Origin of the sequence: Vibrio sp. B1FLJ16 (assembly GCF_905175385.1) — a bacterium.
GTDB lineage: Bacteria > Pseudomonadota > Gammaproteobacteria > Enterobacterales > Vibrionaceae > Vibrio.
Map to the genome: position 1 here is coordinate 2764226 of NZ_HG992749.1, position 22158 is coordinate 2786383.

Consider the following 22158-nt stretch of genomic DNA (forward strand, 5'->3'; position numbering starts at 1 on the left):
AAAATGGGACGCCATCGCGTCCCATTTTTTGTACATGTTTTACAACAGCTAATTACTCAGCCATATTGATCACGCAGACATATAGTTTTCCGGCATTTCAATACGAGCAACACCTGAGTCAACAGCAGCTTGAGCGACCGCTTTTGCAACACGTGGCAGCAGACGGGCATCCATTGGTTTAGGAATGATGTAGTCAGAGCCAAACTCCAGCTTATCTACACCTGCCGCTTTCAATACCGCTTCCGGCACTGGCTCTTTAGCCAACTGACGAATAGCGTCAACCGCCGCCAGTTTCATTTCATCATTGATTTCACTTGCCCGGACATCAAGCGCACCACGGAAAATGAATGGGAAACAAAGCACGTTGTTAACCTGGTTCGGGTAATCACTACGTCCGGTACCCATAATAAGATCATCACGCACTTCATGAGCAAGCTCTGGCTTGATTTCAGGGTCCGGGTTTGAACACGCAAAAACAATTGGTTTGTCTGCCATTAACTTCAGAGCTTCGGCTGGTAAAAGATTCGGACCAGAAACACCAAGGAACAGATCCGCACCTTCAATCACGTCCTCTAAAGTACGCTTATCAGTGTTGTTCGCAAACAACTGTTTGTACTCGTTTAGATCGTCACGACGCGTATGAATTACGCCTTTACGATCCAGCATATAAATCTTTTCACGCATTGCACCACACTTGATCAGCAGTTCCATACAAGCAACCGCTGCAGCCCCGGCACCCAGACACACAATAACCGACTCTTCGAGTTTCTTACCTTGCAGCTCGATGGCATTGAGCATACCTGCAGCCGTAACGATAGCTGTACCGTGCTGGTCATCATGGAAGACAGGAACGTCACAGCGCTCAATAAGACGCTTTTCAATTTCAAAACAGTCCGGTGCCTTGATATCTTCAAGGTTGATGCCACCGAATGTATCAGCAATGCTCGCTACGGTATTAACGAACTCATCAATAGTGCGGTGCTTTACTTCAATATCAATTGAATCCAGGCCTGCAAAACGCTTAAACAGTAACGCTTTACCTTCCATAACTGGTTTAGAAGCAAGAGGACCAAGGTTACCCAGACCAAGAATAGCAGTACCGTTAGAAATCACGGCAACCATGTTACCTTTCGCGGTGTACTTATAGACATTATCAGGATTTTGCGCGATTTCACGTACAGGTTCGGCAACGCCAGGGCTGTATGCTAATGCAAGGTCACCTGCGGTTTCCGCTGGCTTAGTTAACTCAACAGCTATTTTACCCGGGGTTGGGTAAGCATGGTAATCAAGAGCTTGTTGACGCTTTTCTTCTTCCGGAGTTACTGCTTGGCTGTTCTCTTCAGACATGGGGGTCTCTTTTTTTATTTTATAGGTAAGGGGGAATAAATTCTAAATGATAGAAATCAATCTTCATAGATAAGAATGCGAGCAATATCCTTAAAATGAATGACAATAAAAGAGATTAGACCAGATAAACAGGAAAAGCACCTAACTTTTAAGTCAGGTGCACTACTCTAGGGATTGGTGAGGACTTCTAACTGATTGGGAGCTAGAGATTATTCGTCGTCATCTTCATCAACATACTGTGATTGCAGATAGTTGGCGATGCCGGACATTTCGATCAGACCCAGCTGAGTTTCCAGCCAGTCGACATGCTCTTCTTCATCTTGAAGAATATCTTGAAACAAATCACGGGAAACATAATCGCGAATATCTTCCGAATAAGCGATTGCGTCTTTGAGATCTGGGATAGCAGCCATTTCCAATTTGAGATCGCATTCGAGCATTTCTTTGGTATCTTCGCCGATCATCAGTTTGCCTAGATCTTGCAGGTTAGGTAAACCTTCTAAAAACAGAATACGTTCGATTAAATGATCAGCGTGGTTCATTTCATCAATAGACTCGTGATACTCCTTATCGGCGAGGTGCTTTAAGCCCCAGTCCTTGTACATACGAGCATGAAGAAAATATTGATTAATAGCGACGAGCTCGTTACCGAGTACTTTGTTGAGATGTTGTATTATGATTGGATCGCCTTTCATGGAAAAGCCCCTCCTCTTTTTAGGCTTCATTTAAATGTAGAAGCAAATGAGAAGGTGTCAAAAGGCGCAACTACCTTCACCGTATCATTACGGTGGTTAGCAGGCTTGTTTTAGTTCAGTGTAATGCTCAGCTAAAATTTCTTTGGCTTGTCTGATGCATTTACCACACTGGCTGCCCAGTGCCGTACATCGCTTTATCCCTCTTATATCCGTTATGCCTTCATCCATCGCTAACTTTCTAATTTTCTTGTCAGAAACACTATGACAAAGACACACAAACATACTCTGAAACCCAATAGAAATAACCCGAGGAGAATAATATAAACAAGAATAGTTCTTGTTACCAGTCGTATTGTGCATTCAACTCAGAACATTTAGTTATATAGATTTTTATATGGCAGGTAAGGATCAAGCACTTAGGGAAGGAGGGTTAACTGGGAAATTTTTTAGCAAATAAGAGTCTGTTTTAACAAATAAAAAATACGAGGATTACTTATCGGCTTATAACCAAATAAGAATTTAGAAATGAAAAAAGGGAAGCCAAAGCCTCCCTTTTTCTTGCTTGCGTTTTCTTCAAAGTGAAGAAAAGTGCAAGATTTCGCTTAATTCGTTATGAATTAGTCGAAGATCTTAGCAACAACACCAGCACCTACTGTACGGCCACCTTCACGGATCGCGAAACGTAGACCTTCGTCCATTGCGATTGGTGCGATTAGCTCAACAGTCATCTGTACGTTGTCACCAGGCATTACCATTTCTACGCCGTCTGGTAGAGTGATGTCACCAGTTACGTCAGTTGTACGGAAGTAGAACTGTGGACGGTAGCCTTTGAAGAATGGAGTGTGACGACCACCTTCATCTTTAGACAGTACGTATACTTCTGATTCAAACTTAGTGTGTGGAGTGATTGAACCTGGCTTAGCTAGTACTTGACCACGTTCTACTTCGTCACGCTTAGTACCACGTAGAAGTGCACCAACGTTCTCACCCGCACGACCTTCGTCTAGAAGCTTACGGAACATTTCAACACCAGTACATGTAGTAGTAGTAGTGTCTTTGATACCTACGATAGCAACTTCGTCACCTACGTTTAGGATACCACGTTCGATACGACCAGTTACTACTGTACCACGGCCTTGGATCGAGAATACGTCTTCGATAGGCATTAGGAACGGTAGATCGATTGCACGCTCTGGCTCTGGGATGTATGAATCTAGCGCTTCAGCTAGTTCAACGATTTTCGCTTCCCACTGCTCTTCGCCGTTTAGTGCGCCTAGTGCAGAACCTTGGATAACTGGTAGGTCATCACCTGGGAAGTCGTACTCAGAAAGAAGTTCACGAACTTCCATTTCTACTAGTTCTAGTAGCTCTTCATCGTCAACCATGTCACATTTGTTCATGAATACGATGATGTATGGGATACCAACCTGACGGCCTAGTAGGATGTGCTCACGAGTTTGTGGCATTGGGCCATCTGTTGCAGCAACAACTAGGATACCACCGTCCATCTGTGCAGCACCAGTGATCATGTTTTTAACATAGTCAGCGTGTCCTGGGCAGTCTACGTGTGCGTAGTGACGGCTTGGAGTGTCGTACTCTACGTGAGACGTTGCGATTGTGATACCACGCTCACGCTCTTCTGGAGCGTTATCGATAGATGCGAAGTCACGAGCAGCACCGCCGTACACTTTTGCAAGAGTAGTACAGATAGCAGCAGTTAGAGTTGTTTTACCGTGGTCAACGTGGCCGATAGTACCAACGTTTACGTGCGGTTTTACACGTTCAAATTTTTCTTTAGACACAATCGTGTTCCTTCCTAGTTATGATTCGCCGTGATCATTATTGACCTACGACGCGCCAGATACGTTATTTTATGCGCCAACGCTCGTTAGCGCAATATTTGGACGGCTTGATCTGACAAAAAAGTCATAAACTTTTTGTCGCTCAGTCGTCAATTAGTAACCACGCTCTGCAATGATTGCATCTGCAAAGTTCTTAGGCACTTCAGCGTACTCATGGAACTCCATAGAGTAAGACGCACGGCCTTGAGTTGCAGAACGTAGGTCAGTTGCGTAACCAAACATCTCAGATAGTGGGACTTGCGCACGGATGATCTTAAGACCAGCTACGCCTTCGTCCATACCTTCGATAATGCCGCGACGACGGTTTAGGTCACCAACAACGTCACCCATCCAATCTTCCGGAGTGGTTACTTCGACATTCATCATTGGTTCTAGAATCACAGGTTGCGCTTCTAGTGCACCTTTCTTGAATGCCATTGAGCCAGCGATCTTGAACGCCATCTCACTAGAGTCTACATCGTGGTACGAACCATCAAATAGTGTAGCTTTAATATCCAGAACAGGATAACCCGCCAGAACACCACTATTCATTTGCTCTTCGATACCTTTCGATACCGAACTGATGTATTCCTTAGGAACCACACCACCCACGATTTCGTCTACGAATACGAAACCTTCACCAGGCTCTGAAGGTTCAAGCTTAATCCACACATGACCGTATTGACCACGACCACCTGACTGACGAACAAACTTGCCTTCCACTTCCGCTTTACCACGAATGGTTTCACGGTAAGCAACCTGAGGTTTACCAACGTTACAATCAACGCTGAATTCACGCTTCATACGGTCTACGATGATGTCCAGGTGAAGCTCACCCATACCTGAGATCAGAGTCTGACCTGTCTCGTCGTCCGTTTCCACGCGGAACGATGGGTCTTCCGCAGCCAGTTTACCCAGCGCGATACCCATTTTCTCTTGGTCTGCCTTAGAACGAGGTTCTACGGCAATCTGAATAACCGGTTCAGGGAACTCCATGCGCTCCAGAATCACCTTGTGGTTCTGGTCACACAGTGTGTCACCTGTGGTTACGTCTTTCAGACCGATTGCAGCGGCGATATCACCAGCGCGAACTTCTTTTACTTCTTCACGCTTGTTTGCATGCATCTGAACAATACGACCAAAACGCTCTTTCTTCTCTTTGACAGAGTTGTAGACACCATCACCTGAGTTTACTACACCTGAGTAAACACGCATGAAAGTAAGCGTCCCCACAAATGGGTCAGTCGCGATCTTAAACGCTAGCGCAGAGAACGGTTCGTTGTCGTCAGCGTGACGCTCAACTTCATTCTCTTTCTCATCGATACCTTTAATAGCCGGTACATCAACTGGCGATGGTAAGAAGTCGATTACTGCATCCAGTACCGCCTGAACACCTTTGTTCTTGAACGCACTACCACAAGTGGCAAGTACGATTTCGTTATTTAGTGTGCGAGTACGTAGCGCTTGTTTGATCTCAGCTTCAGTCAGTTCACCTTCTTCAAGGTACTTATCCATTAGCTCTTCAGTCGCTTCAGCAGCCGACTCAACCATATGGTTGCGCCACTCTTCAGCAAGCTCGATCATGTCAGCCGGAATGTCTTCGTATGTAAACGACATGCCTTGGTCGGCTTCATTCCAGTTGATCATTTTCATCTTGATAAGGTCGATAACACCTCTGAAGTTCTCTTCTGCACCAACGTTTAGCTGGATTGGAACAGGATTCGCACCAAGACGATTTTTAATTTGGTCCACAACGCGTAGGAAGTCTGCGCCTGCACGGTCCATCTTGTTTACAAACACCATACGCGGAACATGGTATTTGTCTGCTTGACGCCATACAGTTTCAGACTGAGGTTCAACACCAGATGAGCCACAGAACACAACTACAGCACCATCAAGTACACGAAGAGAACGTTCAACTTCGATAGTAAAGTCAACGTGTCCAGGAGTATCAATGATGTTCACGCGATGTTCAGGGAACTGTGCTTCCATACCGCGCCAGAAAGTAGTCGTCGCAGCTGAAGTGATAGTGATACCACGTTCCTGCTCCTGCTCCATCCAGTCCATGGTTGCTGCACCATCGTGAACTTCACCGATTTTATGAGACAGACCAGTGTAGAACAGAATACGCTCTGTAGTGGTTGTTTTACCTGCATCTACGTGAGCACAGATACCGATATTACGGTAGTGCTCAATAGGAGTTTTGCGAGCCACGATTGAATCCTCTTAACTTAGAGATAGGGACTATTGCTATAGCTAAAATGCTGTCCTCTAGATATAGCAATAGTTCCTAGCATAGGCATAGGAACTAAAGAAGTGCTGCAAGGAACCTTGCAGCACTGAAAAGGTATTACCAGCGGTAATGAGCAAACGCTTTGTTCGCTTCTGCCATACGGTGAACGTCTTCACGTTTCTTAACAGCAGTACCTTTGTTCTCAGACGCGTCTAGCATTTCAGCAGCTAGGCGTTGAGCCATAGATTTTTCACCACGCTTGCGCGCAGCTTCAACCAACCAACGCATAGCAAGCGCGTTACGGCGAACCGGACGAACTTCTACAGGAACTTGGTAAGTTGAACCACCAACACGGCGAGATTTAACTTCTACCGCAGGGCGTACGTTTTCAAGAGCTTCTTCAAAAATAGCTAAGTGGTCTTTACCAGACTTTTCAGCCATAGCATCTAGTGCAGTGTAAACGATTTTCTCTGCAGTAGATTTTTTACCGTCAACCATTAGGATGTTAACGAATTTTGCCAGCAATTCAGATTTGAATTTTGGATCTGGAAGGATCTTACGCTGACCAATGACGCGACGACGTGGCATGGATTTTCTCCGTTGTCTTCTTCAGGTTTTATCCAAAACTTTTCAGTTTTTTCAAAAAATTAAAAATAATTTAGTGTTTGGCCTTACTTAACGGAATCCATTAAGACTTAGGACGCTTCACACCGTACTTAGAACGACCTTGTTTACGGTCATTTACGCCAGCACAGTCTAGTGCGCCGCGAACAGTGTGGTAACGTACACCCGGAAGGTCTTTAACACGACCACCACGGATTAGAACAACTGAGTGCTCTTGAAGGTTGTGACCTTCACCACCGATGTACGAAGTAACTTCGAAACCGTTTGTCAGACGTACACGACAAACTTTACGAAGTGCTGAGTTAGGTTTTTTAGGTGTAGTAGTGTAAACACGAGTACATACACCACGTTTTTGTGGGCACGCTTCTAGTGCAGGCACGTTGCTTTTAACAACTTGCTTTGCACGAGGCTTACGTACCAACTGGTTAATAGTTGCCATTAACTAGCTCCTGATTTACTTGAAAGTAAGCTTTGTGAAAAATCTATCCCAAACTACCGTTGGCAGTTAGGGACGCAAAATTCTATGCAGCAGTGAGAGGTGTGTCAAGAAATATACGGATCTTTTTTGTCCAATTAGAGTAATTCGTCCGTAAAGCGTTATCGACAGGAAATGAGGTTCAATCCCAGGTCAGGGATTTCTCTTGGTTTGCAGTTAATTGAACGAAGCCCTGGTAATTAACGACTGTAACAGACGGGCTGATTCGATTTACCATACCACGAGCCTGAATGTCGCTCTCTAGCACATATACGTTGCTGTGTTTAACCTTGCTGAACGCTTGATGCTGCGGATTTGCAGCGTACACGGCATCTTCAATGAGTAAGAGGTCATCTTGCTCACTACACAATGCTAAGGCATCTTCTAAGGCGGAGACGGTTTTGATGATATGTAACATAACGTCCTCAGAATGACAGGAGTTTGCCTGCTTGCTGCAGTTTCTCTTTCACTTGCTCAAGCGTTAATGCCTGAGCATCAATAACCAGGTCAGCTTTTGCTAGCCCCCGCTGTGCCAGTGAATAAGAACAAACGAACACTTTCTCGATATCATACAAATCAAACAGTTTGAGCATGGGTGCGTAATCTTTGCTTAGAATGGCACTTGGGTCTTGCCCCAGCAAAAGCTGGTAGACGCCGTCTCCGGTAAAGATCACGCTTATATCTTCGCAATAGGCGGAAGCAGCCAGCAGAGCATCAACGCCCTCGCGTCCGGAAGATTGCCCATGAGGCGCGCTGCGAAATAGATAGGTTAACTGACTCAAAACTGCACCACTCTGTCCTGGACTAACATCGCTTCGGCTAAACTGCCTAATCCTGCCTGAGAAAACCCCTGCGCCAAGTTGTTTTGAATTAACCCGTGCTGGTTAGCTTCGTCTTCACTGATAATCCCCCGTCGCAGCGCTGCTGCCACACAGGTCTCAAGGCGCACGTTATGTTCTTCTGCTAAGTTTTGCCATGCTTTATTGAGATCGAACTCATCGTTTGCAGGGACACTCAGCGCACTGCCGTTCGTCACACCATCTTGATAAAAGAACACACTGACTAAGGTGTGCCCCTGTTCAACGACGGCCTTGGCAAACTGATAGGCACTGCGAGCAGACTGGCTCCCGTATACCGAACCATTAACAACTAACGTGTAGGTTAATCCACTCACGCCTATTCATCCTCAGTTTTACGCTGACGGATATATAGGTAGACGGTGTGTTTAGAGATATTCAGACGATCAGCTACGCGGTTAATCGCGTCTTTGATATCAAAAATACCTTTATCGTACAGCTCCATGACGATCTGACGGTTTTTGGTATTATTCGATACAGATTTATCTGCGTTAATCTCTTCTATCGTACGCTCGACGGTTTGATCCACCAGCTCTTCAACGTCACTGGCAAAATTCACTGATGAAGCGGCTTCTTTCGCTTCTTGTGTTGGCATAAAAGACTGTAATACTTGTGAGAATGGCGCATCAAGGTTGACGTTAACACAAAGCAGGCCAATCACGCGGTTCTCACCGTTACGGATAGCGACCGTGATTGACTTCATTAACACGCCGCCTTTTGCACGTGTGAAGTACGAACGTGAGAAGTTACGCTCAGATCCCTCAATGTCTTTAAGCATCTTCAGTGCTAAGTCAGTGATAGGTGAACCAACCTGTCGGCCGGTATTTTCACCATTGGCAATTTTAATCGCAGAGGTATTCAGATCTTCCAGAGAATGAAGAACGATTTCACAGAACGGACCAATCAAGCTGGCAATACCGTCAACGACCGCTTCGTATGATCTCAAGATGATTTTATCGTGCTCGGTAAACGGCATCACGTGAACGGATTCCATTTCGAGCAGCATCTCTGCATTTAATGTTTCTGTAGTTGTCATAAGCCTTCGAGCGAAAAATCAACAAATTGGTGTAAGTTTATCAGAAAATTTGAAAATCAACCTAGCAAACTCTCCAACTAGTGACATGGAACAAAAAAGGCTCGTTAAACGAGCCTTTTTTCAATAAGTTAGCTTAATCCTTTCAGATTACTCTGCTTTGTCATTCTCTACTTTTAACAGCTCAACTTCGAATACCAGCGTTGAGTTAGCAGGAATGCTTGGTGTGTCCTGGTCACCGTAAGCCAGCTCTGGCGGGATAACGAACTTGAACTTAGAACCTACAGGCATTAACTGTACACCTTCTGTCCAACCAGGGATAACACGATTCAGAGGGAATGTAGCTGGTTCGCCACGATCGTATGAACTGTCAAACTGAGTACCGTCAATCAATGTACCTTTGTAGTGAACCTGTACTGTGTCAGTATCTTTTGGCTGCTCACCTTCAGCTGGCGTGATCACTTGGTAAAGTAGACCTGTGTCAGTTTTCACTACACCTTCTTGCTTCTCAAAATCAGCGCGGAAGTCATCGCCTGCTTTCTTCGCGGCTGCTGCTTTTTCTGCTGCTTGTGCCTGCATCTTCTCAGCAACACGCTTGTCTAGAAGTTCTAATGCAGCGCGGGTTTCTTCTTCATTTAGCTCTGCACTACCTTTGAATACATCTTCGATACCTTTAAGAACAAGGTCTTTGTTCAGATCGATGCCGATTTCGCTTGGCTTCTCAATACTAGTACTCAGGTAGTTAGCAAATGAAACACCAATTGCGTAAGCCGCTTTGTCATCGTCGGTTTTAAAGTGGACTGCTTTGCCGGTTTCTGCCTGAACTTGCTCTGCCTGAGGTGCTGCTTCTGTTTTGGTTTCTTCTTTCTGACAACCTACCGCCAGCATAACTGTTGCTGCAAGTAGTGACACTTTTAAAACTGATTTCATTAAATTCTCCCAATAATGGCTTCGCCATTGGTTGTTGTGCACAAATCTTCCATGAGACTGGTGAAGACAATCGTTATACCAATATACTAGCTATATGTCTTAAGACACAAACCGGATTATTAGATGTGATACAAAGAATTTCTCATTTATTCCTATATTTAATTGTCATCACCACGTTAAATGGTTGCTTTTTTACCGGGTCTGAAGTGCAACGCTGGCCACTTGAACCGCAAGGTTCAACCAGTTTTGCTCTGAGCCGAGACGGACGATTTGCTCTGCTCTATTCAGGACAAGATCACTTAGTTTTGTGGGATCTTGAGCAAAATAAGCGGTTAGCTCAGCTTGGCGAACTTGATGCTGACGCTAATGTCGTGTCGCATATTCGCATCTCAGATAACGGCCGTTTTGCCGTAACCGCAGGTCAGATGAACTTCGCCGTGTGGGATCTCGGCTGGACACAAGCCACAGGCCTTTGGTCTGTTTCAGACGCATTGATCCGCGATGTTGATATCACCAGTAACGGCGAACAAGTGTTGCTCGGTCTCTCAAACGGCAAAGCAATTTATGTCAACTTAGTCACCGGACGGCGTTTAGAGTTCCTTGCTCACCAAGAAAAAGTCAACACCGTTGCGATATCGCCCAATGGCCGATTTGCCCTCACTGGCGGTAATGATTATAAAGCTTACCTCTGGGATACTGAGTCAGGACAGATTCTAAGGACCTTTGAGCATGAGCATAGAGTTGTGCGCGTGGCTCTGCAGCGCGATGGCAAGCTGGCCATGAGCTCAGACGGCGGTAACCAGGCTATTATCTGGAATTTGGAAACTGGGGAAGAAATCGCGCAGCTGCGTAGCTGGTCTCGTCAGCTGATTTTCTCAACTGCCCGCTTCTCTGATGACGGCTCGCAATTGGTCACGGGAAGCCCTTCTGGTCGCGTATCCGTGTGGGATACTCAAAGCGGAAAGCAAGTAGATGTGTTCGAAGTCGAGCCGAAAAAAGATACTCGCCCTCCTCGTGCGGTCGTGTATGATGCAGCCTTTGATTCCAAGCAACGTGTAATTACTGCCACCTCCGCAGGCATCGCCCAGGCTTGGCAGCTAGAGACCGGATCATGACAGAAAAACTTATTCAGCAACTGGAAGCGCGTATTAATGACCTTGAGTGTCAGGCCGCCTTCCAAGAACAGACCATTGAAGATCTGAACGAAGCGTTATCTCAGCAGCAACTGCTGATCACTAAGATGCAAGATCAGATGAAGTACGTAGTGGGTAAAGTGAAAAATATGGATTCGTCAAATATGGAAGATCCAGCCAATGAACCGCCGCCGCCACACTACTGATGTTTAATCATAATATATAAAGCCCAGCTCTTGCTGGGCTTTATATTTTCGGTCATAAGACTAATCGTCAGCGTAGATTTTGACGCTCAATTCGCCTTGCGTGTTGATGCCGGCCCGGTACATACCGGAGCTGTTCATTGCAAAATGAAGTTCCCCCTGCGCATCGATGGCAATCAAACCGCCTTCTCCGCCCATGGTTTTTAGCTCTCCCTGAATCACACTCTCACACGCAGTATGTACATCTTCTCTGAGGTAACGAATTCTCGCAGCAACATCTTCTGCCACACGTTTGCGAATGAAGAACTCACCGACACCTGTCGTTGAAACTGCCACCACGCCATTCTCTGCCACGGTGCCACAACCAATCAACGCGGAGTCACCAACCCGCCCGTATTTTTTATTGGTAACACCGCCAGTACTTGTGGCCGCTGCAAGATTACCATGCTGATCCAGTGCTACTGCGCCGACAGTTCCGTGCTTACGGTCATCCGGATAACGGGATTCAGAAAGCGCGAACTCCCCTTTCTCACGCATCGACAGTAACTGCTCATAACGACGATCCGTAAAGAAATAATCCTGCTCGGTGTATTGGTGGCCATGCTCAAAAGCGAATTTTTCTGCCCCTTCACCGGCTAACAGCACATGATTGCTGTTTTGCATCACGTCACGAGCCAGTTCAATGGGGTTTTTAATATGCCTTACGCCCGCCACCGCACCTGCGGAAAGATTTTTACCGTCCATTACAGAGGCATCCATCTCAACCATTTCATTGTGCGTCAGCACGGAACCTTTACCGGCATTGAAGTGAGGCGAATCTTCCAGCACTTTGACCGCAGTAACCACCGCATCAAGTGCCTCTCCGCCGCTGGACAATATTTGATGACCCGCTTTTACCGCAACTTCTAAATCCGCCAAGATGGATTGCTGAAGTGTATCGCTCATTTGTTCACGTAAGATGGTGCCAGCGCCACCATGAATGGCGATGGAGAAAGGTTTGTTCATAGCATTTTTCCAACGACTGTTCTTTGTGCAACTAAACCGCAGATAAACAAAAAGCGCAAGCTGAACATCAACTTGCGCTTCTGAAATCCCACAACTAGATAAAATTATCTAGTGTTGGTTGCGAATTAGTGAGAACCGCAACCGCCGCCGCCACAACATTCGTGGTCGTCGCCTTTCTCTTCGCCACCACAGCAGCCGCCTTCATGATCATGGTCGTGACCACAACCACCAGCTTGGTGAACATGACCGTGTTCGATTTCTTCAGCAGTTGCTTCGCGCGTTGCTACTACTTCAACTTCGAATGTTAGCGTTTGGCCAGCTAGCATGTGGTTGCCGTCTACTACAACTTCGTCGCCATCAACTTCAGTTACTTCTACAGGAATTGGACCTTGGTCAGTATCAGCAAGGAAACGCATGCCAACTTCGATTTGGTCAACACCCTGGAATACTTCTGCCGGAACGCGCTGAACCATAGCATCGTTGTGCTCACCGTAAGCATCTTCAGGAGCTACCGTTGCAGAAAACTTGTCGCCAGCCACTTTGCCTTCAAGTTCTTTTTCAAGACCAGTGATCAGGTTGTTGTGACCGTGAAGGTAATCCAGAGGCGCTTCAGTTGTTGACTGATCAACAACTACACCGTCTTCCAACATTACTTTGTATGCAAGGCTTGCAACAACGTTCTTTTCAATTTTCATACTAACTCCAGAGAGATTAACTGACTTAACCTAAATGGGGTTAAGCACTGAGATGGTAGTATTATGGGGATCTATTACTGAGATTCAATTATTCCGGCTTAAAAATACCGATCATTTCCTGCCCAGAGTGTTTATTTTTCTCTACAGATTGCGGTTTACGCTGCTCGGTGTAATCACACTCGACGCACTCCACTAATTCAATATTATTTTCTATCCACCAGCGGAGGGTATCTTGCTGGCTGCATTGCGGACAACTTGCACCGGCAATAAAACGTTTCTTAATTTTCACGTTACTTCCTTATCTTGAGCCTCGGCTCAAGTACTACTTCCAATGATTGGGCGACTGATGATCGCTTTCCATTTCACGACCAAAAATTTCTTCGAGCTCTTTACGGGCTTCTTTCGCTCGTTGAGCGAGTTTCTTATCTTCACTGTGCTGAGGCAGCAAGTCTTTAAGCATAGCATTATCCAGCCGGCGAAAATGTGCTTCTGCCCGCTTTGCTTGATATGGATGCATGCCGAGTTGTACAAGTGTCTGGCGGCCAAGATCAAGTGCGCCGAGGAAGGTTTCACGCGAATAGTTCTGCACGTCATGACTCATCAGTTGATAGGCCTCGACCCTGCTTCGGGCGCGGGCGAGTAATTTGAGCTTGGGGAAATGCTTACGGCAGATATCGACGATTGCCATCACCTCATCCGGCGAGTCGGTACAAATCACCATAGCTTCCGCTTTATCGGCACCTGCAGCACGCAATAGATCAATCTGGGTTGCGTCACCATAAAACACCTTGTAACCGTACTTACGCAGCAAGTGGATCTGGCTGGCATCACTTTCCAGAACCGTCACTTTAATTTTGTTGGCATACATCAGACGACCGACGATCTGACCAAAACGACCAAAGCCCGCAATGATAACCCGGGGACGACGATCAACCACATGACTGGTGACACTTTCTTCCTCCTGATTCAGCGTATGCGCGAACCACTTCTTTTGCCCCATCAGCAACAGAGGAGTGGTGACCATCGACAAACTGACCACCACCAACAGGAACGCCACCTGCTCTTTGGTTAAGATACCCTCCTGACTCGCAGCGGTAAAAATCACAAACGCAAACTCACCGCCTTGACTCAATATGGCAGCCATACGACTGCGGGCTTTTTCCCTTACCCGGGCGGCTCGCGCTAAAGCGTACAATACCAGCCCTTTAACGGTAACTAACGCCAAAACTGCCGCCAAAATCTCCACAGGCTGTAAAACCAGTAAACCGAGGTTCACCGCCATACCTACGGCTATGAAAAACAGGCCAAGTAACAACCCTTTGAATGGTTCGATAGCAATTTCCAGTTCATGGCGGTATTCACTTTCTGCCAGCAGTACACCAGCCAAGAAAGTACCCAGCGCCATCGACAAGCCAAGTTTTTGCATCACCACCGAGATACCAAGCACCACCAGCAGAGCTGCAACCGTAAAGAGTTCACGAACCCCACTCATCACCACAAAACGAAACAGCGGACGCAACAAAAAGTGACCACCGATCAATAGCCCGATAACGCTGGCTAGTACAGTCAGTACATCAAACCAGTTGCCAACACTCTGCTCTCCTGCCAGCAACGGCAATGCTGCCAGCATCGGGATCACAGCTATATCCTGAAACAACAGAACGGCGAAACCCGACTGGCCGGTCTCGGTGCCGTTTAAGCCCTGCTCATCAATCACCCGTAAAGCAATCGCAGTTGAGGACAATGCCAGCCCCATACCGATCACCAGACTGGTTTGCATGCTCAAACCGAACACAAGAATGACAATGCTGCTGATCACTCCAGTGGTTACGACAACCTGAGCACCGCCAAGCCCTAAAATTGGCCCGCGCATCTGCCACAGTTTTTTCGGATTAAGTTCCAGACCAATCAGGAACAGCAGTAATACCACTCCGAGCTCGGCAAAGTGCAAAATCGCATCCACATCGCTTATCAGCCCCAACCCCCAGGGCCCGATCAATACACCAGCCAGCAGATAACCCAGAACCGAGCCCAAACCGAACCGCTGGGCAAGCGGCACTGCAATAACTGCAGCAGACAGAAAGACCACACTGCTCTGAAGAAACTCACTGGTTACTGCCATGCTGAACTCCCTGTTCATTTGCTGCGTTCCAATCTCTCAGAGGATCGCCCAACCACTGACGATACTGCTCTGCATGCTCATAGCGCTCAATATCGGAGACATTACGCGACCAGTACAGCACCATAGGCTCAAGCCAGTGCATCTGACACAGAGCAGCAGTCAGCTCAAACGGCTGCAAGATCTGCTCTAACGGATATTTGTTGTAGCCTTTGGTACTGAACGCTTCTTCTTTGCCTCCTGTGGTGATGACACTGCGCCAGTACTTGCCTTTCAGCGCAGCTCCGTCACCGAAAGCAAACCCCTTACCCAGCACCCGGTCCAGCCACTCTTTTAACAGTGCCGGACAGGAATACATATAGAGAGGATGATGAAACACGATCACTTCATGTTCCATCAAGAGTTCATGTTCGTAATTGATATCAATAAAGAAGTCCGGATAAGCACCGTACAAATCGTGCACCGTCACGTGCTCAAGTGACTCAATTCGTTTGATCATCACCTGATTAGCAATCGAGTTTTGTGGCTCTGGGTGAGCATAAATGACCAGAACTCTTGGGGAAATTGACGGAGCAGCAGCCAAATGGTCGTCCTTGTAGTAATTTTTATCCGTTATCAAATTGTTATACTTTTTTGTACAGCATAATGCAATTCACGGTCAGAGATCGACTTTTCGCGCCAATAGCCCTACTATTCACGGCTAGATAAATACCCAAGTGGCTTCAAAGATCATTGAGGTCACTTCGCTAAGTGACCAAGCAACGCGCATAGCGCAAAGTGAACGACAACTTTATGATTACCTTCTCTGATATTCAGTTACTGCGCGGCGGTAAACCTCTTTTAGATCAAGCTTCTGCCACTATCCACCCGGGTGACAAAGTAGGCTTGGTTGGCAAAAATGGCTGTGGTAAATCAACCCTTTTTGCCCTGATGAAAGATGAACTGTCCATCGATGCTGGCTCATTCAGCCAACCACAACACTGGGAGCTGGCATGGGTAGCACAGGAAACACCGGCCCTGGAACGCAGTGCGTTAGAATACGTCATTGATGGTGATCGTGAGTTCCGTGATCTTGAAAAGCAACTTGTCATCGCTGAAGAGCAGGACAACGGCACACTGGTTGCGGAAATCCACGGTAAGATCGAGACTATTGGCGGCTACAGCATTCGTGCCCGTGCTGCTGAGCTACTCGACGGTTTAGGATTCCGTCAGGAACAGATGAGCTGGAGCCTGACTCAGTTCTCCGGTGGCTGGCGTATGCGCCTTAACTTAGCTCAGGCACTATTATGCCGCTCTGATCTTCTGCTGCTTGATGAACCGACCAACCACTTGGATCTGGATGCAGTTATGTGGCTGGAGCGCTGGTTGCAGAACTACCCTGGCACGCTGATCCTTATCTCGCATGACCGTGATTTCCTAGACCCTATTGTGGGCCGTATAATTCACATCGAAAACCAGCAGCTAAACGAATACACAGGTAACTACTCCTCATTCGAAAACCAACGCGCACAGAAAATGATTCTGCAGCAAGCGATGTATCAGAAGCAGCAAAAGCAGATGTCTCACATGCAGAGCTACATCGACCGCTTCCGTTACAAAGCATCCAAAGCGCGCCAGGCACAAAGCCGTATTAAGGCTTTGGAGCGCATGGAAAAAGTTTTACCGGCTCAGTTTGATAACCCGTTCAGCTTTGAATTCCGTCAGCCGGCTGCGCTGCCAAATCCAATCATGATGATGGATGACGTCTCAGCAGGTTACGGCGACAATTTAATTCTGGAGAAAATCCGCCTTAACCTCGTACCAGGTAGTCGTATCGGTCTGCTCGGTCGTAACGGTGCAGGTAAATCCACCCTGATCAAACTCCTTTCGGGTGAACTGAACGCACAAGGGGGGGGATCTAACCTACTCTCAAGGTGTCAAAATTGGCTACTTTGCCCAGCATCAGCTAGAGACCTTACATCCTGAAGAGACTCCGTTGCAGCACCTGATGCAAATCGCGCCGGATCAAACCGAGCAGCAGTTGCGTGATTACCTAGGCAGTTTTGGCTTCCAGGGCGATAAAGCACTGGAAAAAGTCGCTCCTTTCTCCGGTGGCGAAAAGGCGCGTTTAGTACTGGCGTTAATTGTCTGGCAAAAGCCTAACCTGCTACTACTCGATGAGCCGACCAACCACCTGGATCTGGACATGCGACAAGCGTTGACTCTTGCACTGCAAACGTTCGAAGGCGCAATGGTGATTGTTTCGCACGACCGTTACTTGCTGCGCGCCACGACAGATGATCTGTACCTTGTTCATGACCGCCAGGTAGCCCCATTTGATGGCGACCTGACTGACTACTACAAATGGCTAACTGAGCAACAGAAAGTGGAGCGCAGGGAGGCCCAGGCATCTCAACCGGAGAAAGATACTGCGAACAGTGCCGCTTCGAAGAAAGAGCAAAAACGCCGAGAAGCAGAGTTTCGTAAACTCACCGCTCCAATTCGCAAGACACTGACACGATTAGAAAATAAAATGGACAAACTGGGCGAAGCATTGGCCACTGCGGAAGAACAATTGGGAGATAACTCCCTGTATGAAGCCGAAAATAAAGCTAAACTAAACGAAGTGTTGGCACTTCAGGCTTCGAGTAAGTCGGAGCTTGAAGAGGTCGAAATGGAATGGATGACTGCTCAGGAAGAACTGGAGCAGATGGAGACCGAGTTTAATCTATGACAAATAAGCACGCACAATACACACTTACCCTGGAACACTTATGGCAGTTCAGTCTGCAGTTTTATGGCGTGCGTGAAGTAAAAGAAGCGTGCTTGTCATTACAGAATAACTATCACGGTAACGTAAATCTTCTGTTGCTGCTTCGCTGGCTCGACGAGCAGCAACTCATCTTCCAGGAGAAAGACTGGCATCTGGTGCAAAGCTGCCTTGGCCGCAGCGAAGCTTTACTCCACTCTTTCCGCGAGCTGCGCCGCCACCTCAAATCACAGGTTAATGACGCTTTGTATCGTGAGTCTCTGCAGTTTGAACTGCAGCTTGAGAAACAACAGCAGTCCGACTTAGTTGACTGTATTAATTCCTTAGCCCTGGTTCAGAATGACGGTGCTCCCCTCACACTAAGATACTGCCGCCAGTTAGGTGGCGAGCATTTACAGCAAGCTTTTGCTATCCCGGTGCCAAACATTCAACCACCAAAACATCCATAAATCGGTAAAATACCTATACTATTTATAAACGGTTATATTAATAAGTCCTCACATGGATGCTGAGGGCATAAAAGAGCAGTTAGGTATGACACAATTTTTTGCAGCCGCAGGGATAAAAAACCCGCACCTTCAGACCCTTCTTCCGCGCTTTATACGTAAGAAAGCGCTGTTTACTCCAATCTGGCAAACGCTGGATACTTCCGATGGTGATTTTCTTGACCTCGCCTGGAGCGAAGATCCGGACAAAGAACTGGCTCATCACAAACCAATTTTCATTCTTTTTCATGGTCTGGAAGGTTGCTTCTATAGCCCTTATGCCAATGGACTGATGAATGCATTCGCACAGTCAGGCTGGCTTTCAGTAATGATGCACTTTCGTGGCTGCAGCGGCAAACCGAACAAAAAAGCCCGTGCTTATCATTCTGGTGAAGTAACAGATGCGCGGCATTTTCTTGAACACCTTGAACAACGTTTCCCAAATAATCCCAAAGTCGCAGTGGGTATTTCCCTTGGCGGTAATATGCTGGCGAACTACCTGGCGCAATACCGTGATGACCCAATTCTTAAAGCGGCATCCATCGTGTCTGCACCACTTGACTTAGCCGCATGTGCTAACCGGATTGAGCAGGGTTTTTCTAAAGTCTACCGACGTTACTTACTCTCATCGCTAAAACGTAATGCTTTACAAAAACATAAATTACTTCATGGTGAGCTGGCACTCTCCTATAGCTCAATCAAACGCGTTACGCGCTTACAGGAATTTGATGATTTGATCACTGCGCCTCTGCACGGTTTTAAGGATGCTCACGACTATTACACCCAGTGCTCTGGCTTGAGCAAGTTACAGCAAATCAAACTACCAACGCTGATCATTCACGCTAAAGATGACCCGTTCATGACTGATGACGTGATTCCGAAATTTGTCCTGCCAGACAACATAGACTACCGCCTGTATGATCATGGCGGACATGTTGGTTTTATCTCTGGGACTGCTCTAAAACCGAAATTTTGGCTGGAAGAAGCTCTACCATCGTACTACGAGTGCATCGCCGCAGATCAGCTTTGTGCTGAATCAAAGCGTAAGACGCTATAAAATAGCCATCCATCATAAAATTCAGAGGTATTTATGATTATTCCTTGGCAAGATATTGCGCCAGACACACTGGAAAACCTGATTCGTGAGTTCGTTCTCCGTGAGGGAACAGATTACGGCACGGTCGAAGTTTCCCTTCAGGACAAAATAGACCAGGTAAAGTCTCAGCTAGAGAGCGGAGATGCGGTCATCGTATTTTCTGAACTGCATGAAACTGTGGATATTCAAACAAAAGCAAAATTCTAGGGTCTGTTTATCTTTCGTGGTGAATTTTTGTTCGAGATAAAAGCGTTTTAATCGCGGCGAGAGGTTTGTAGCCTAGTCATTCTAAGCAAAAGACCTCTCAACAAAGAGTAAAACGCTTTTAGCCGAACCCTTCGGGCAGCGTTTGTGGCTCCTCTCTACTGCGTTATCGGCTTATCAGGTAGAGTAACTACATTTCAAAGCCTCTGCCTTGTATATAGAACCCACAAACTGCTGCAAAAATCACCTCAAAAGGTAAATAGCCCCTAGCCCCTTCACACTTTGCCGTCGCTCGCCCGATGACAAGCCATTGTTACGTGCTATAGTGGGTTAACATCTGTGCAGCAGACATCTGCTGCATAATTCAGGAAAGCAATTTTCGACAAGGTTTGTCATGTCAGCTAAACACCCTATTATTGCGGTTACCGGTTCATCAGGAGCCGGCACAACCACTACATCTGAAGCCTTTCGCAAGATGTTCAATATGATGAACGTCAAACCTGCATGGGTTGAAGGTGACAGTTTCCACCGCTTTACACGCCCAGAAATGGACATCGAAATTCGCAAAGCGCGTGAGCAAGGCAAACATATCAGTTACTTCGGACCACAAGCCAATGACTTTCCCGGTCTGGAAAAGTTTTTTTCTCAGTTTGGCTCAGATGGTACAGGCAGCATACGTCGCTATCTGCATACGTTTGATGAGGCAGTACCCTACAATCAAATGCCGGGTACATTCACACCCTGGCAAGACTTGCCAGAAAACAGCGATGTTCTTTTCTATGAGGGATTGCATGGTGGTGTCGTGGACGGCGAGGTCAATGTCGCACAGCACGTCGACTTCCTGATTGGCATGGTGCCGATTGTAAACCTGGAATGGATTCAGAAGTTCGTCCGCGATACTCGCGACCGAGGCCATTCCCGGGAAGCGGTCATGGATTCCATCGTGCGTTCGATGGATGACTACCTGAACTACATTACACCGCAGTTCTCGCGTACTCATATTAACTTTCAGCGCGTCCCGACCGTGGACACATCTAACCCGCTTAACGCAAAAGGCATTCCGAGCCTGGATGAGAGTTTTGTCGTAATCCGGCTGCGCGGGATTAAAAATGTCGACTTCCCTTACCTGCTGGCCATGATTGATGGTTCTTTTATGTCGCGCCACAATACTATCGTCGTACCGGGCGGGAAGATGAGTTTTGCGATGGAGCTCATTGTGAGGCCTATCCTACAACAACTGATAGAAACAGGAAAAATCGGCTAAAAATCTCGCTTTCAGAATGTTTACTTTTCATACTGTGATTATGTGCACAATTTTGCGTAGAAAATACCAACAGTGGCACGATTAAAATCAAGAAATCATCCTCGAAAAAGGATACTATTTCTTACCGAAACACAAGAGAGCTTGCAGCATATAAAAAGTGCTCTTATTCTAGTAAGCCTAATTCAGGCTTAGCTAAAATATGGATAGCGCAAGCGTACCCTGCAGAGGAAGTGAGATATTATGGTTCTAGGTAAACCTCAAACCGACCCAACATTAGAGTGGTTTCTTTCACACTGTCATATTCATAAGTACCCATCAAAGAGCACGCTGATTCACGCGGGTGAAAAAGCTGAAACGTTGTACTACATCGTTAAAGGTTCTGTTGCGGTTCTTATCAAAGACGAAGAAGGTAAGGAGATGATCCTTTCTTACCTAAACCAAGGTGACTTTATTGGTGAACTTGGTCTATTCGAGGAAGACCAAGAGCGTACAGCTTGGGTTCGAGCTAAATCTCCTTGTGAAGTTGCTGAAATTTCTTTTAAGAAATTCCGCCAACTTATCCAAGTAAACCCAGACATCCTGATGCGTCTTTCTGCGCAGATGGCTCGTCGCCTTCAGGTAACCAGCCAAAAAGTGGGTGACCTAGCGTTCCTAGACGTAACTGGTCGTATCGCTCAGACGCTTCTGAACCTTGCAAAACAACCAGACGCGATGACTCACCCAGATGGCATGCAAATCAAGATCACTCGTCAGGAAATCGGTCAAATCGTTGGCTGTTCTCGTGAGACAGTAGGCCGTATCTTAAAGATGCTGGAAGAGCAGAACCTGATCTCTGCGCACGGTAAAACTATCGTTGTTTACGGTACTCGTTAATCTCTGATTCGAATAACGTAAATAGAATAATAAAAGCCACCAATGGCAACATTGGTGGCTTTTTCTTTTTGAGTAACATACTGATTAGGAAGTTTAATTCCAATCACAGTAAATAAGTGATCAGAAATAGCGTAGAAAAAAATGCTTGAGAACAAGGCGAAAATTTTCGATAAGTAGTTATTCTACAATCAACTTACTTTGAAACGAAAAGTTAACGCAGTTATCGAGTATTTTAGCAAGCTAGAATGACCAGTTGTTTACTACGATTGGTATCACTCCCAACAGCATCACTATTGG

General features: G+C 46.5%; 24 protein-coding genes and 1 pseudogene. 8 read left to right on the forward strand and 17 right to left on the reverse strand.

From position 1 onward, the window contains the following. Positions 1–69: 69 nt before the first annotated feature. The 12 genes from KHN79_RS12595 to fkpA all read right to left on the reverse strand — a co-directional run bounded on the left by KHN79_RS12595 (position 70) and on the right by fkpA (position 10035). Positions 70–1347, reverse strand: a complete 1278-nt coding sequence (locus tag KHN79_RS12595) for a malic enzyme-like NAD(P)-binding protein (RefSeq protein WP_182011523.1) — start codon at positions 1345–1347, stop codon at positions 70–72. 209 nt (positions 1348–1556) lie between these two features. Next, a complete protein-coding gene (gene bfr, locus KHN79_RS12600) occupies positions 1557–2042 on the reverse strand; it encodes a bacterioferritin (RefSeq protein WP_182011524.1) in 486 nt (161 codons plus the stop codon). A 96-nt stretch (positions 2043–2138) separates the two neighbouring features. Beyond that, a complete protein-coding gene (locus KHN79_RS12605) occupies positions 2139–2324 on the reverse strand; it encodes a (2Fe-2S)-binding protein (RefSeq protein WP_182011525.1) in 186 nt (61 codons plus the stop codon). Positions 2325–2659: 335 nt separating this feature from the next. Further along, positions 2660–3844, reverse strand: a complete 1185-nt coding sequence (gene tuf / locus KHN79_RS12610; RefSeq protein WP_211907249.1) for an elongation factor Tu — start codon at positions 3842–3844, stop codon at positions 2660–2662. Between the two features lie 153 nt (positions 3845–3997). Further along, positions 3998–6097 carry an elongation factor G gene (gene fusA, locus KHN79_RS12615; protein WP_182011650.1) on the reverse strand — a complete coding sequence of 700 codons (2100 nt, stop codon included), beginning with the start codon at positions 6095–6097 and terminating at the stop codon, positions 3998–4000. 136 nt (positions 6098–6233) lie between these two features. Then, on the reverse strand, positions 6234–6704 hold the full coding sequence (rpsG, locus tag KHN79_RS12620; protein WP_021707400.1) for a 30S ribosomal protein S7: 471 nt from the start codon (positions 6702–6704) through the stop codon (positions 6234–6236). A gap of 100 nt (positions 6705–6804) precedes the next feature. After that, positions 6805–7179: a 30S ribosomal protein S12 gene (gene rpsL, locus KHN79_RS12625; RefSeq protein WP_004399892.1), complete on the reverse strand. Its 375-nt coding sequence runs from the start codon at positions 7177–7179 to the stop codon at positions 6805–6807. A gap of 178 nt (positions 7180–7357) precedes the next feature. Then, positions 7358–7633: a sulfurtransferase complex subunit TusB gene (gene tusB / locus KHN79_RS12630; protein WP_182011649.1), complete on the reverse strand. Its 276-nt coding sequence runs from the start codon at positions 7631–7633 to the stop codon at positions 7358–7360. Positions 7634–7640: 7 nt separating this feature from the next. After that, a complete protein-coding gene (gene tusC / locus KHN79_RS12635; RefSeq protein WP_182011648.1) occupies positions 7641–7997 on the reverse strand; it encodes a sulfurtransferase complex subunit TusC in 357 nt (118 codons plus the stop codon). Then, entirely contained in the window at positions 7994–8389 is a 396-nt protein-coding gene (gene tusD, locus KHN79_RS12640) for a sulfurtransferase complex subunit TusD (RefSeq protein ID WP_182011647.1), read from the reverse strand. The genes tusC and tusD overlap by 4 nt, the downstream gene beginning before the upstream one ends. Before the next feature lie 2 nt (positions 8390–8391). Beyond that, positions 8392–9108 carry a transcriptional regulator gene (locus KHN79_RS12645; protein WP_182011646.1) on the reverse strand — a complete coding sequence of 239 codons (717 nt, stop codon included), beginning with the start codon at positions 9106–9108 and terminating at the stop codon, positions 8392–8394. A gap of 147 nt (positions 9109–9255) precedes the next feature. Beyond that, positions 9256–10035, reverse strand: a complete 780-nt coding sequence (fkpA, locus tag KHN79_RS12650; protein WP_182011645.1) for an FKBP-type peptidyl-prolyl cis-trans isomerase — start codon at positions 10033–10035, stop codon at positions 9256–9258. Between the two features lie 128 nt (positions 10036–10163). Here fkpA and KHN79_RS12655 point away from each other — a divergent pair, with 128 nt between their 5' ends. Together KHN79_RS12655 and KHN79_RS12660 are read left to right on the forward strand one after the other, a co-directional pair. Beyond that, on the forward strand, positions 10164–11150 hold the full coding sequence (locus KHN79_RS12655) for a PQQ-binding-like beta-propeller repeat protein (RefSeq protein ID WP_182011652.1): 987 nt from the start codon (positions 10164–10166) through the stop codon (positions 11148–11150). Beyond that, the gene (locus KHN79_RS12660) at positions 11147–11374 is read left to right on the forward strand and encodes a SlyX family protein (protein WP_182011644.1); all 228 of its coding nucleotides are present in this window, start codon (positions 11147–11149) and stop codon (positions 11372–11374) included. Before KHN79_RS12655 ends, KHN79_RS12660 begins: the two co-directional genes overlap by 4 nt. Before the next feature lie 60 nt (positions 11375–11434). On the opposite strand, the gene KHN79_RS12665 is transcribed toward KHN79_RS12660, so the two are convergent. The 5 genes from KHN79_RS12665 to kefG all read right to left on the reverse strand — a co-directional run bounded on the left by KHN79_RS12665 (position 11435) and on the right by kefG (position 15773). After that, a complete protein-coding gene (locus tag KHN79_RS12665) occupies positions 11435–12376 on the reverse strand; it encodes an isoaspartyl peptidase/L-asparaginase (protein WP_182011643.1) in 942 nt (313 codons plus the stop codon). A gap of 125 nt (positions 12377–12501) precedes the next feature. Further along, positions 12502–13071 carry a peptidylprolyl isomerase gene (gene slyD / locus KHN79_RS12670; protein WP_182011642.1) on the reverse strand — a complete coding sequence of 190 codons (570 nt, stop codon included), beginning with the start codon at positions 13069–13071 and terminating at the stop codon, positions 12502–12504. A gap of 88 nt (positions 13072–13159) precedes the next feature. Beyond that, positions 13160–13360 (reverse strand): YheV family putative zinc ribbon protein, encoded by a 201-nt coding sequence (locus tag KHN79_RS12675; RefSeq protein ID WP_014233181.1) that lies wholly within the window; start codon positions 13358–13360, stop codon positions 13160–13162. Positions 13361–13393: 33 nt separating this feature from the next. Then, positions 13394–15193, reverse strand: coding sequence for a glutathione-regulated potassium-efflux system protein KefB (gene kefB, locus KHN79_RS12680; RefSeq protein WP_182011641.1), 1800 nt, complete (start codon positions 15191–15193; stop codon positions 13394–13396). Further along, positions 15177–15773 (reverse strand): glutathione-regulated potassium-efflux system ancillary protein KefG, encoded by a 597-nt coding sequence (gene kefG / locus KHN79_RS12685; RefSeq protein WP_182011640.1) that lies wholly within the window; start codon positions 15771–15773, stop codon positions 15177–15179. Before kefG ends, kefB begins: the two co-directional genes overlap by 17 nt. 209 nt (positions 15774–15982) lie before the next feature. Between kefG and KHN79_RS12690 the strand changes: the two are divergent. The 6 genes and pseudogenes from KHN79_RS12690 to crp all read left to right on the forward strand — a co-directional run bounded on the left by KHN79_RS12690 (position 15983) and on the right by crp (position 21861). Further along, a pseudogene (locus KHN79_RS12690) lies at positions 15983–17903 on the forward strand (ABC transporter ATP-binding protein). Beyond that, positions 17900–18388 (forward strand): TIGR02444 family protein, encoded by a 489-nt coding sequence (locus KHN79_RS12695; RefSeq protein ID WP_182011639.1) that lies wholly within the window; start codon positions 17900–17902, stop codon positions 18386–18388. Before KHN79_RS12690 ends, KHN79_RS12695 begins: the two are co-directional and overlap by 4 nt. Positions 18389–18473: 85 nt before the next feature. After that, positions 18474–19481: a hydrolase gene (locus KHN79_RS12700; RefSeq protein ID WP_182011638.1), complete on the forward strand. Its 1008-nt coding sequence runs from the start codon at positions 18474–18476 to the stop codon at positions 19479–19481. A gap of 33 nt (positions 19482–19514) precedes the next feature. Beyond that, the gene (locus KHN79_RS12705; RefSeq protein WP_182011637.1) at positions 19515–19727 is read left to right on the forward strand and encodes a YheU family protein; all 213 of its coding nucleotides are present in this window, start codon (positions 19515–19517) and stop codon (positions 19725–19727) included. 391 nt (positions 19728–20118) lie between these two features. Continuing rightward, on the forward strand, positions 20119–20988 hold the full coding sequence (locus tag KHN79_RS12710; protein ID WP_182011636.1) for a phosphoribulokinase: 870 nt from the start codon (positions 20119–20121) through the stop codon (positions 20986–20988). 240 nt (positions 20989–21228) lie between these two features. Then, positions 21229–21861 carry a cAMP-activated global transcriptional regulator CRP gene (crp, locus tag KHN79_RS12715; protein WP_005381432.1) on the forward strand — a complete coding sequence of 211 codons (633 nt, stop codon included), beginning with the start codon at positions 21229–21231 and terminating at the stop codon, positions 21859–21861. Positions 21862–22158: the final 297 nt, after the last annotated feature.

Excerpts from the sequence above, each read along its gene's own strand:
- KHN79_RS12595 (WP_182011523.1), bottom strand. The coding sequence starts at position 1,347 with ATGTCTGAAGAGAACAGCCAAGCAGTAACTCCGGAAGAAGAAAAGCGT.
- bfr (WP_182011524.1), bottom strand. The coding sequence starts at position 2,042 with ATGAAAGGCGATCCAATCATAATACAACATCTCAACAAAGTACTCGGT.
- KHN79_RS12605 (WP_182011525.1), bottom strand. The coding sequence starts at position 2,324 with ATGTTTGTGTGTCTTTGTCATAGTGTTTCTGACAAGAAAATTAGAAAG.
- rpsG (WP_021707400.1), bottom strand. The coding sequence starts at position 6,704 with ATGCCACGTCGTCGCGTCATTGGTCAGCGTAAGATCCTTCCAGATCCA.
- rpsL (WP_004399892.1), bottom strand. The coding sequence starts at position 7,179 with ATGGCAACTATTAACCAGTTGGTACGTAAGCCTCGTGCAAAGCAAGTT.
- tusB (WP_182011649.1), bottom strand. The coding sequence starts at position 7,633 with ATGTTACATATCATCAAAACCGTCTCCGCCTTAGAAGATGCCTTAGCA.
- KHN79_RS12645 (WP_182011646.1), bottom strand. The coding sequence starts at position 9,108 with ATGACAACTACAGAAACATTAAATGCAGAGATGCTGCTCGAAATGGAA.
- fkpA (WP_182011645.1), bottom strand. The coding sequence starts at position 10,035 with ATGAAATCAGTTTTAAAAGTGTCACTACTTGCAGCAACAGTTATGCTG.
- KHN79_RS12660 (WP_182011644.1), top strand. The coding sequence starts at position 11,147 with ATGACAGAAAAACTTATTCAGCAACTGGAAGCGCGTATTAATGACCTT.
- KHN79_RS12665 (WP_182011643.1), bottom strand. The coding sequence starts at position 12,376 with ATGAACAAACCTTTCTCCATCGCCATTCATGGTGGCGCTGGCACCATC.
- slyD (WP_182011642.1), bottom strand. The coding sequence starts at position 13,071 with ATGAAAATTGAAAAGAACGTTGTTGCAAGCCTTGCATACAAAGTAATG.
- kefB (WP_182011641.1), bottom strand. The coding sequence starts at position 15,193 with ATGGCAGTAACCAGTGAGTTTCTTCAGAGCAGTGTGGTCTTTCTGTCT.
- KHN79_RS12695 (WP_182011639.1), top strand. The coding sequence starts at position 17,900 with ATGACAAATAAGCACGCACAATACACACTTACCCTGGAACACTTATGG.
- KHN79_RS12700 (WP_182011638.1), top strand. The coding sequence starts at position 18,474 with ATGACACAATTTTTTGCAGCCGCAGGGATAAAAAACCCGCACCTTCAG.
- KHN79_RS12705 (WP_182011637.1), top strand. The coding sequence starts at position 19,515 with ATGATTATTCCTTGGCAAGATATTGCGCCAGACACACTGGAAAACCTG.
- KHN79_RS12710 (WP_182011636.1), top strand. The coding sequence starts at position 20,119 with ATGTCAGCTAAACACCCTATTATTGCGGTTACCGGTTCATCAGGAGCC.
- crp (WP_005381432.1), top strand. The coding sequence starts at position 21,229 with ATGGTTCTAGGTAAACCTCAAACCGACCCAACATTAGAGTGGTTTCTT.